The organism is Bacillus sp. AP50 (assembly GCF_040492675.1).
Taxonomy (GTDB): Bacteria; Bacillota; Bacilli; order Bacillales; family Bacillaceae_G; genus Bacillus_A; species Bacillus_A cereus.
The window spans coordinates 1-10,870 of the sequence record NZ_JBEUTW010000248.1 but is presented as its reverse complement, the minus strand read 5'-3'; the positions used below and the strand labels follow the sequence as shown (position 1 = coordinate 10,870).

The window sequence follows — 10,870 nt, the reverse complement described above, 5'->3', positions numbered from 1 at the left end:
GTGTATAAGAGACAGGCTGTAATAATTGTCACTTCTTGTCACAATGTGTATGAAAAATATGTTGAAAAATATAATAAAAAGGCTGTCTAGAATGATCTAGCAGCCTTTTTATTATAATTTTTTATGTTCATTTTTATTCGTAACACCGAGATGTTTTTGAAGGGTAGTTGAAATAGTATCGACGCTTTTTTCATTTGGCACGTAATAATAAATACCACCTATATATTTATCTGTACCTTCTACTTGCATTTTTTCCATCTTTAAATTTGAATCCATTGAATTTTTTGTAATTGTCATCATATCATCAAAAGTTAAATTGGTTTTTAAGTCTTTATCGACAGCGTCTAGTAGGCCACCGATTTTATTAATGGAATTAAGAGATAGTGCCTTTTCAGCAATGGCCTCTAATACAAGCTGTTGTCGTTGGCCACGCATATAATCACTATCGATGTGACGAGTTCTAGCTAGTGCCAGTGCCTCTTCTCCATTTAAATGTTGACGTCCTTTTTTTAGATGAATTGCATCTGCTTCATCTTTACTATTTTGCTCTGTGAATTCAACTGGAACGTCCACAGTAATGCCACCAAGAGAATCAACAATTTTAATAAAGGATTTAAAATTGAATTTTACATAATAATCAACTGGAACATCTAAAAAGTTCTCTACCGTATCAATTGTGCTGTCTACACCACCGAATACGTGCGCATGTGTGATTTTATCGTATTTATCACGTGATTTAATGTAGACGCGTGAGTCACGTGGAATGCTTACAAGTTTAACGGATTTATCGTTTTTATTAATTGTTGCAAGTAATAACGCATCTGTTCGAGTTGCTTTTCCATAACCTTTTTCCCTAATATCACTTTCATCAACACCCATAATTAGTACGGAAATATTGTCGGTCATAGGTTTAACAGCTTTTTCACGTTTACTGGACTTATCTCCTCGACCTAGTTCAGCATAAGCATTATTTAAGACGGACTTTGCTTTACTGTATATATGGAAGGAGTAGCCTCCTGCTCCAAGTGCTACAATTAGTAATGGAATAAGAAGGAACCAAAGTAGGCGTTTTTTCTTTGAGCGTCCTTTGTTGGCTCGCGTATTGTTGTTCGTGTCGGATTTCATCATTTTTTCTCCTTTAAAACTATCAAAGTGTATACATTTAGAAGTGTATTCAAACACATAAAAAATATTTTACGCTAAATAAAAGCGATTGTACATGTATAAAAAATAGATGTCTTGATTATTTATCCGGTATTAACGAGCAGTAAAACTCCCACCTCAAAGTCCAGTGAATACAATGAAGTTAGGTGGGAGATAACTGCCCGTAAATACCCGATTGGTGAAGGCTAATAATCAGAGTGGGGATAGCCCCACTCTGATTAAAGTTTCACTTTATAAGACACCTATTCGTTATTGTATACAAAAGATAGGGATAAGAAAATGATAAAATTTTACCTAATTACAACATAATGCTTACGATAATTGCAGATAAAATACTAACGAGAGTAGCTCCATATAGTAATTTAAGGCCAAACCTCGCAACAACGTTTCCTTGTTCTTCGTTTAGTCCTTTTACCGCACCTGAAATAATACCAATGGAAGAAAAATTGGCAAAAGATACAAGGAAAACGGAAATAATACCAACTGTACGGGGAGAAAGGCTATTAGAAATTTTACTAAGGTCCATCATTGCGACAAATTCATTCGTTACAAGCTTCGTTGCCATAATGCTGCCAGCTGCTACAATTTCAGAGCTTGGTACACCGATAAGGAATGCGATAGGTGCAAATACGTAGCCAATTAATTGTTGGAACGTAATACCGAATATAATGAGGAACAAGTCATTAATACAACTAATTAATGCGACAAATCCGATGAGCATAGCGCCGACAACAATGGCTACACGAAAACCATCAAGAATGTATTCTCCAAGCATTTCAAAAAAGCTTTGTTTTTCACCTTTGATTTCTAAAATATCTTCGTCATCTTTAACGTCGTAAGGGTTAATGATGAGTACGATAATAAAACCGCTAAATAAATTGAGAACGAGTGCAGTTACTACATACTTAGGTTCAATCATTGTCATATAGGCACCTACGATAGACATAGATACGGTTGACATAGCGGAGGCACAAAGTGTATAAAGACGGTGTTTTGGAATTTGAGCTAATTGCTTTTTCACTGTAATAAAAACTTCTGATTGGCCGACAATGGCAGAAGCGATAGCGTTGTAAGATTCTAATTTCCCAAGACCATTTATTTTACTAAGAAAGTACCCGATCCAACGAATGAAAAATGGTAGTATTTTGAAATGTTGTAATATACCAATTAAAACAGAAATAAAGACGATTGGTAATAATACAGTAAGGAAAAATGGCATTTCACCTTTATTTGCAAGACCACCAAATACGAAATTTATTCCATTAGCAGCATACTCGAGTAGCTTTGTAAACAAACTGGAAATGATTCTAATAAGTATGAGGCCGATTTCTGTATTTAATAGTAAATAGGTTAAAATTAACTGTATAATAAGCATGATAAAAATTGGTTTAAATTTAATATGCTTCTTATTATTGCTAGCGATATAAGCGAGCAAGAAAACAACAATTAATCCGACGAAAAAAGTAATGAATTTCATGGTAAGCCCCCTAAAAGAGATATTCTGCTATATATGTTTTTCATTTCAAGGGAGAATATGCATCTTTGGTAAAGAAAGGAATAGATAGAGTATGAATATATGTAGAGTGCATCACGTTGCGATTATTTGTTCGAATTATGAGACGTCAAAGTATTTTTATACTAGAATATTAGGTTTTAAAGAAATGAATGAAGTATATAGAAAGGAACGAGATTCTTATAAATTAGATTTATGTGTAGGAGAAGAGTATCAAATCGAATTATTTTCATTTCCAAATCCGCCTGAGCGCAAAAGTTTTCCAGAAGCAGCCGGTCTTAGACATTTAGCATTTGCTGTTACAAATATAGAAGAAGCTGTGAAGCATTTAAATCAATGTGGTGTTGAGACCGAACCGATCCGTATTGATGAAATAACGGGGAAGAAATTCGTCTTTTTCCAAGACCCTGATGGTTTACCTTTAGAATTGTATGAGGTTTGAAAATTGGTGGATTTTATATAGAGTTGCTTTCCAATAATTGAAGAAACTAAAGTGAAACTTCTTTTTAAAAGGAGGTGTAACTTTAGCTAAGAAAGCTAAAGAGCATATGTGGATATTTTAAAATTATTGATGGTAGTCATTCTTATTGGGTTAACAGCATTTTTTGTGGCTGTTGAATTTGCAATTATTAAGGTACGTAGCAGTCGTATTGATCAACTCGTTAGCGAAAAAAGACGAGGTGCACTGGCCGCTAAAAAGGTAACTACAAATTTAGATGAATATTTATCGGCCTGTCAGCTAGGTATTACAATTACTGCTTTAGGGCTCGGGTGGTTAGGGGAACCAACCATTAAACATTTACTCGAGCCGTTGTTTTTAAAATTGCAATTCTCACCTACAATTTCCAGTACAGTTTCATTTATTATTGCCTTTGCAGTAATTACATTTTTACATGTTGTCATTGGGGAACTTGCTCCAAAGACATTTGCTATACAAAAAGCAGAACAAGTTAGCTTATTGTTATCGAAACCACTTATTTATTTTTACCGAGTTATGTATCCGTTTATTTGGGCTTTGAATGGTTCAGCGAGGGTTGTAACTGGTTTATTCGGATTACATCCAGCTTCTGAACATGAAGTAGCTCATTCAGAAGAAGAATTAAGGTTAATCTTATCTGAGAGCTATGAGAGCGGAGAGATTAACCAAAGGGAATTTAAATATGTAAATAATATTTTTGAATTTGATAATAGAGTAGCGAAAGAAATTATGGTACCTCGTACGGAAGTTGTAGGCTTATATGAGGACGAACCATTTGAAACACATATTAAAGTAATCGCGCAAGAAAAGTACACGAGATATCCTGTATTTGGTGAAGATAAAGATGAAATTATTGGGATGGTTAATGTAAAAGATTTATTTATTCGTTATATGGATGGTAATCGGGACGAGGAGTGCTCGATTATGCCATATACAAGGCCAGTTATTGAAGTGCTAGAAAATATTCCAATTCATGATTTACTATTACAAATGCAAAGAAAACACATTCCATTAGCTGTATTGTATGATGAATATGGTGGTACAGCAGGGATTGTTACACTAGAAGATATTTTAGAAGAAATTGTTGGAGAAATTCGAGATGAATACGATGAAGATGAGAATCCACCTATAGAGCATGTAAGTGAAGGCTATAAAATCGTAGAGGGAAAAGTGCTTATTAGTGAAGTAAATGATTTGCTTGGCATACATTTAATTGCTGATGATGTAGATACAATTGGTGGCTGGATTATGGTACAAAAACAAATCGTTGCTGAAGGAGATATTATTGAGAAACACGGTTTTTATTTTAAAGTCCTTGAAAAGGATATGCATCAAATTAAACGAGTGGAAATAAGGAAAGTAGGAGAATGATTTTCTATAAACTTTAATAAAAAGGATATACAGAAAAATAAATGTTTGCGCTTTCAAAAAAGGTACTATATAGTGAAGGTGGATACTGAAAAATTCTTCTGAATGATACTCGTGTTTTTAGAGGGCGGATTTTTTGGATAAGGATTTAGAATGAAAAAGTATAGGTGATAAAAATGATAGCAACGAAGGATATACGTATAGAAAAAGATTTTTTAGGTGAAAAAGAAGTACCAAGTGCAGCTTATTATGGTGTACAAACATTACGTGCTGTAGAAAACTTCCCAATTACAGGATATCGCATTCATCCATCACTCATTACAGCAATGGCAATTGTGAAAAAAGCGGCGGCACTTGCGAATATAGATACTGGTTACTTAGCTAAAGACATTGGACATGAAATTGCAGAAGCAGCGCAAGAAATTGTTGATGGAAAGTTTCATGATCAATTTATCGTGGACCCTATTCAAGGCGGAGCCGGAACTTCTATTAATATGAATACAAATGAAGTAATTGCGAATAGAGCGTTAGAACGTATGGGATATGAAAAAGGTGCGTATGCGAAAATTAGCCCAAACACTCATGTGAACATGGCCCAATCAACGAACGATGCGTTTCCAACAGGGATTCATATTGCAACTCTTATGATGTTAGAAAAGCTTCTTATTACAATGGAAGAACTTCATTCTGCTTTTCGTAAAAAAGCAAAAGAGTTTGATCACGTTATTAAAATGGGACGCACACATTTACAAGATGCAGTTCCAATTCGCCTTGGACAAGAATTTGAAGCGTATAGCCGAGTGCTTGCGCGCGATATAAAAAGAATTAAACAGTCTCGTCAACATTTATATGAAGTGAATATGGGGGCGACAGCTGTTGGTACAGGATTAAATGCAAATCCTACGTATATTGAACAGGTGGTAAAACATTTAAGAACGTTTAGTGGGTTCCCACTTGTTGGTGCAGAGCATTTAGTTGATGCAACGCAAAATACAGATGCATACACAGAAGTATCTGCAGCACTTAAAGTATGTATGATGAACATGTCTAAAATTGCAAACGATCTTCGTATTATGGCGTCTGGGCCACGTGTTGGGTTGGCTGAAATTCAATTGCCAGCACGTCAGCCAGGTTCATCAATTATGCCAGGTAAAGTAAATCCAGTTATGGCAGAAGTGATTAACCAAGTCGCATTCCAAGTAATCGGAAATGATCATACAATTTGCTTAGCATCAGAAGCAGGACAATTAGAGTTAAACGTAATGGAGCCTGTGCTTGTATTTAATTTAATTCAATCTATAAGTATTATGAATAATGGATTCCGTGTATTCCGTGAATATTGTATTGAAGGAATTACAGCAAATGAAGAATTGCTGAAGCAATATGTTGAGCAAAGTGTTGGAATTATTACAGCAGTTAATCCTCATATTGGTTATGAAGCAGCATCTCGTATTGCACGTGAAGCAATTGAAACAGGAAAATCTGTTAGGGAGTTATGTTTAGAGCATGGTGTACTGACAGAAGAGGAATTGGATATTATTTTAGATCCATTCGAAATGACTCACCCTGAAATTGCTGGAGCTTCTTTATTAAAAAATAAAGAAATGTAATGTAAAAAACACCGATCCATTTGGATCGGTGTTTTATTTTTAAAAGATATTAAATACAGCGTTTAATTGAAGTAAGCTAATAACAGCTAAGAAGATTAAACTGTATTTCATTGCTGTTTTAAATAGAGCAGATTCTTTACCAACTAGTCCAACTGCGGCACAAGCAACTGCTACAGATTGTGGTGAAACCATTTTTGCCATTGTACCACCTACTACGTTTAAGGCAACGAGTGTAGAAGGGACGATGTTTAACTGGTCTGCTGTTACTGCTTGAAGTGGTGCGAATAAAGAACCACTTGAAACTACTGAACCTGTAATGAATACGCCAATCCATCCTAAGATTGGAGAAAGAATTGGGAATGCATTACCAGTAGAAGAGAATGCAAGTCCAAGTGTAGATGACATACCAGAGTAGTTCTCTACGTAAGCTAACGCGATAACGCTACAAATTGTATATACTGGAGCTTTTAATTCTTTCATTGTTTCAATCATTAATTCTTTAACCATTTTACCTTTTACGCGGTAAACGATAAGTGAAACGATAATTGCTAGTACAATCGCAGTAGTTGTAGAAGAGAATACATCAAATTTGAAAACAGCTGCGAAAGGTGTATCAGCTTTTGTAATTGGTGTAGTTTTCATAACAGCATTATGAAGACCAGGGAACTGAATGTTAAATACTAAGTTTGCTAACGCACCATCTGGAGCAAATAAAGCTTTAATCGGTTTTAAGTTAAAGATTGTTACAAATGCAGTTAAGAATACGAATGGAGACCAAGCATATAAAATTTGATTGAATGTATGTGATACTTTAGGTTCTTGTTTTTCTTCTTTAGTAGAAGATTTTGGTTGCCAAACACGTAAGAATAATGCAAGAGAGATCATACTTACAACGGCTGCGAAAATATTAGTAAGTTCTGCGCCTAAGAAGTAAGTTACAGCGAATTGAGTAATAGCGAAAGAAACACCACTTACAAGAATACCTTGCCAAGTTTCTTTAATACCTTTAATTCCATCGACCATTGAAACAAGTAAGAAAGGTAAGATAACACTAATGAAAGGTAAAATAAGAACAGTTTGACGACCAATAGTTAATGCGTCAAGTTGAGTTAATTGTGCTGGTACTGTAACTGGAATACCCATAGCACCCATAGCACCACCAGCAATATTAGCTACTAAACAAATACCTGCTGCTTTTAATGGATTAAAGCCCATACCCACAAGTAGTGCAGCTGTAATAGCAACTGGAACCCCTAGACCAGCTGCGCCTTCTAAGAAAGCACCGAAAGAATAAGCGATTAATAATACTTGTAAACGTTGATCATTTGTAATGCTTGAAATACTATCGCGAATAATATTGAATTGCTCTGTTTTAACAGTTAATTTGTAAAGGAAAATTGCAGCGATAACGATAGTACAAATTGGATAAAATCCAGATAAAACACCGAATCCGGCAGATGCTACAGCTACTGTTGCTGGCATTTTATAAACAAATATTGCAAGGATAATAGCGACAATCACACTATAAAGACCAGCCATGTAACTTTTCATTTTGAATCCCATTAAACAAATGATGAAACAAAAGATTGGAAGTGCTGCGATTAGTGCAGATAACCAAATATTGTTTAATGGGTCATAAATTTGTGTCCAAGTACTCATAATAATGACAACTCCTATCTATTATATGTGAAGAAATTCACATTATTTGTGAAACTATTCACAATCGACTTACATGCTTAGTATATTCTCCTTCAACACTATTGTCAACGTAAAAAAGTATAATTATTCCATAATAGTGTTAAAAGAAAAGCTTTGTTCATAAAGTAGACAAAAAACACACTCAAATGAATTTAAGTGTGCTGTATAAACTATGTGCATATTATTTTGCTTATTCAGATGGCATGTTCCTTATAGGCGTATATTAGATGAAGTCTTTTATATTAAGTATAAAGTTTGATATATGCAATTATCTGTCCTGTTTGATCTAGTGGGGGGAACGGTGAGTGGATTTAATAGGAAGTTTTGCACAACAATCCAACCGCTTGCAATACGAATAAAAAATAAGAAACAAATTTTTAATATCACATCATCTCTTTTTACTGAAAATTCCTTTTAGCGTAACAAAGAGGTTAATTATAGTTCAACTACATTACGATAGGTTATCAATTATAGACGGTATTTTACAATACCGTTACTGTGCATTTCAATGAGGTGAAAATATAACAAAAAGCCTGATAAAACAACGTTTGCAAGCAAAGTATTCGTAGGCCATTATTTTGCTTTTTCGTTATATCATATAGTATAATATTCAAAATCAGCAAGGATTTTTTCCTGAATTTTTGCTGATAAAGATGGAAAATTTTTTCGGCTTTATAGGTTGATAAAGTTATGTCGTAACAGGAAATATAAGAACAGATATATAAATAAATAAAAAGAACATAAAAACGCAAATAAAAACGAAAATGAGGGGAACTTTATGAGCCAAAATCAATTCGAATGTCGTATTTCAGAAGAAGATGTACAAATGTTAAGAGCGTTAGCTCACCCACTTCGTCTACGTCTAGTAATGGAACTTATGCAAAGAGGAACATGTAATGTAACACAGCTACAGGAAGTATTAGAAATTCCACAATCAACTGTTTCACAACATTTAACGAAGTTAAAGCAAAATAAAGTAGTACGCTTTGAAAGACGAGGATTAGAAGTGTATTATCAAATCCATAATGATAAAGTAAGTGCGGTAGTAAAAACATTATTTTCTTAAAATTTGAATATTATGGAAAAAGACGTGTAGAATATACGTCTTTTTTTATTTGTCAGAAAGGTAGCGAGAGAGTAAATATTAGCATGTGAGGAAGAAATGACTATCAATCAACATGCTGCCTTACGGAATATATTCTAAAAGGAAAAGAAAAAATAGAAAGGAGTGTAGTAAGCAAAAGGAGGGATAGTAGTATGGATGTAAAACGTGTGAAGCAAATTTTATCTTCTTCAAGTAGAATTGACGTTACATATGAGGGCGTACCAGTATGGATTGAGAGCTGTGATGAGCAGAAGGGGAGTGCTCAAGTGTATGATGTATCTAATCCTGGTGAGAGCGTTCATGTGGACGTGACAGCTTTAGAGGAGAAGTAATAAAAAAGACGCTTCTAATTTTAGAAGCGTCTTTTTGTGTGTTATTCCATCATACTCGCAACTTTTTTAGAGAAGAGAAGGAGTACAAGTCCTAAGACGATAACGATAATACCGATACTTGCAAATACTTCAAGGTATCCTAATGATTGTGTAAAGGAAGCAAGTTTACCTGCTAACCAGTTAGCCATACCCGTACCAGCTAACCATACACCCATTAATAATGATGCTAATTTTACAGGAGCGATTGCACTTACCATTGATAGACCGATTGGTGATAAGAATAACTCACCAATTGTATGGAAGAGATAAGTGATAACGATGAATAATAAATTCGCTTTTACAGTTATATCTGCTTCACTACTTCCAGTTTTTAGAACTGCTAATGTTAAAACAAGATAACCTATACCTAGTAAAATCATACCAAATGCCATTTTTGTTGGCACGTTTAAATCACCGCGTTTTGTTTTAGAAAGTTTTAACCATAGCATAGATACAAATGGTGCAAGTAGTACGATGAATGCTGGATTAACGGATTGGAACCAAGATGTTGGAACTTCCCAACCGAAAATTGTACGATCTACAAATTTATTTGTATAAAGTGTTAAAGAACTACCAGCTTGTTCAAATCCTGCCCAGAAGAATACTACGAAACAAGTTAAAATTACAATTGCCCAAGTACGATTTTTCTCTTGTTTTGTTAAAGGTTTCTTTTCGATTACAGGTTGATCTTTTGATTTTTTACCAACAACTGTTGTTCCTGCTTTACCAAGATAACGAGGAGCTAATAAGTTGAAAACAATTTGTCCAATAATCATACCGATACAAGCTGCTAAGAATCCGTATTTATATCCCATTACAATAACGCCATTAGCGCTTGTTTTAAAGAAATCTTCTGCTAAAAATCCACAAATAAGTGGAGCAAAGAAAGCACCTACGTTAATACCCATATAGAAGATAGTAAATGCACTGTCACGACGTGAATCATTTTCGCCATACAATTCACCTAACAGTGTAGAAATATTTGGTTTGAAGAATCCATTACCAATAACTAATAGTATTAATCCAAGGAATAGTCCTGTTTTTGTATTCATTGAGAATAGTACAAAATTGCCGATTGCCATAATGATTCCGCCGAGAGTAATGGCATGACGTCTTGTGATATAATGATCCGTTAGCCATCCGCCTATAATTGGCATGAAATATACTGCCGCTGTAAAAGTACCATATAATTGCACTGCGACTGCCTTATCAAATCCTAACCCGCCACTAACAGCAGCAGTTGTTAAATAAAGAACTAAAAGGCCGCGCATTCCATAATAACTAAATCTTTCCCACATTTCTGTTAAGAACAACAAGTACAACCCTGGTGGATGTTTTTTTGGTGATTGTTGCTCTCCAGCTTTGTCTAATTTTAAAGCTGCATCCATTTTTGTTTCCCCCTAATCCTGTATAACGGATATTTATGTAATCATTTTAATTTACAAAATATTTAGAAGTCAATAGAATTATATGGAAATAGAAAGAAAATTTCTAAAAAAGTTCTATTTTTCTTCGACCGTTACTGTATTTTGCCCTGAAAACGAGATGATAAGCGTTTTCAAA

The 10,870-nt window shown here is 34.5% G+C and carries 9 protein-coding genes; 5 read left to right on the top strand and 4 right to left on the bottom strand.

The features are described from left to right. Positions 1-111 precede the first annotated feature (111 nt). Positions 112-1,128, bottom strand: coding sequence for an LCP family protein (locus ABWK52_RS18385; protein WP_141537330.1), 1,017 nt, complete (start codon positions 1,126-1,128; stop codon positions 112-114). A gap of 334 nt (positions 1,129-1,462) precedes the next feature. Then, on the bottom strand, positions 1,463-2,641 hold the full coding sequence (locus tag ABWK52_RS18380) for a NupC/NupG family nucleoside CNT transporter (RefSeq protein WP_000668870.1): 1,179 nt from the start codon (positions 2,639-2,641) through the stop codon (positions 1,463-1,465). 91 nt (positions 2,642-2,732) lie between these two features. Between ABWK52_RS18380 and gloA2 the strand changes: the two genes are divergently transcribed. The 3 genes from gloA2 (at position 2,733) to aspA (ending at position 6,133) form a co-directional block, all read left to right on the top strand. Beyond that, the gene (gene gloA2 / locus ABWK52_RS18375; protein WP_001017685.1) at positions 2,733-3,119 is read left to right on the top strand and encodes an SMU1112c/YaeR family gloxylase I-like metalloprotein; all 387 of its coding nucleotides are present in this window, start codon (positions 2,733-2,735) and stop codon (positions 3,117-3,119) included. 108 nt (positions 3,120-3,227) lie between these two features. Beyond that, positions 3,228-4,526 carry a hemolysin family protein gene (locus ABWK52_RS18370; protein ID WP_061655584.1) on the top strand — a complete coding sequence of 433 codons (1,299 nt, stop codon included), beginning with the start codon at positions 3,228-3,230 and terminating at the stop codon, positions 4,524-4,526. A 173-nt stretch (positions 4,527-4,699) separates the two neighbouring features. Then, positions 4,700-6,133 carry an aspartate ammonia-lyase gene (aspA, locus tag ABWK52_RS18365; RefSeq protein ID WP_000562132.1) on the top strand — a complete coding sequence of 478 codons (1,434 nt, stop codon included), beginning with the start codon at positions 4,700-4,702 and terminating at the stop codon, positions 6,131-6,133. 39 nt (positions 6,134-6,172) lie between these two features. Here the strand turns inward: aspA and ABWK52_RS18360 are convergent, their stop codons facing one another. Next, on the bottom strand, positions 6,173-7,792 hold the full coding sequence (locus ABWK52_RS18360; RefSeq protein WP_098541032.1) for an L-lactate permease: 1,620 nt from the start codon (positions 7,790-7,792) through the stop codon (positions 6,173-6,175). Positions 7,793-8,609: 817 nt separating this feature from the next. On the opposite strand from ABWK52_RS18360, the gene ABWK52_RS18355 reads away from it, so the two are divergent. Both ABWK52_RS18355 and ABWK52_RS18350 read left to right on the top strand, forming a co-directional pair. Further along, positions 8,610-8,897, top strand: coding sequence for an ArsR/SmtB family transcription factor (locus ABWK52_RS18355; RefSeq protein WP_000081428.1), 288 nt, complete (start codon positions 8,610-8,612; stop codon positions 8,895-8,897). A gap of 191 nt (positions 8,898-9,088) precedes the next feature. Further along, entirely contained in the window at positions 9,089-9,268 is a 180-nt protein-coding gene (locus ABWK52_RS18350) for an acid-soluble spore protein H (RefSeq protein ID WP_000382679.1), read from the top strand. Between the two features lie 41 nt (positions 9,269-9,309). Here ABWK52_RS18350 and ABWK52_RS18345 read toward each other — a convergent pair whose 3' ends face one another. After that, the gene (locus ABWK52_RS18345) at positions 9,310-10,695 is read right to left on the bottom strand and encodes a peptide MFS transporter (protein ID WP_016083560.1); all 1,386 of its coding nucleotides are present in this window, start codon (positions 10,693-10,695) and stop codon (positions 9,310-9,312) included. Positions 10,696-10,870: the final 175 nt, after the last annotated feature.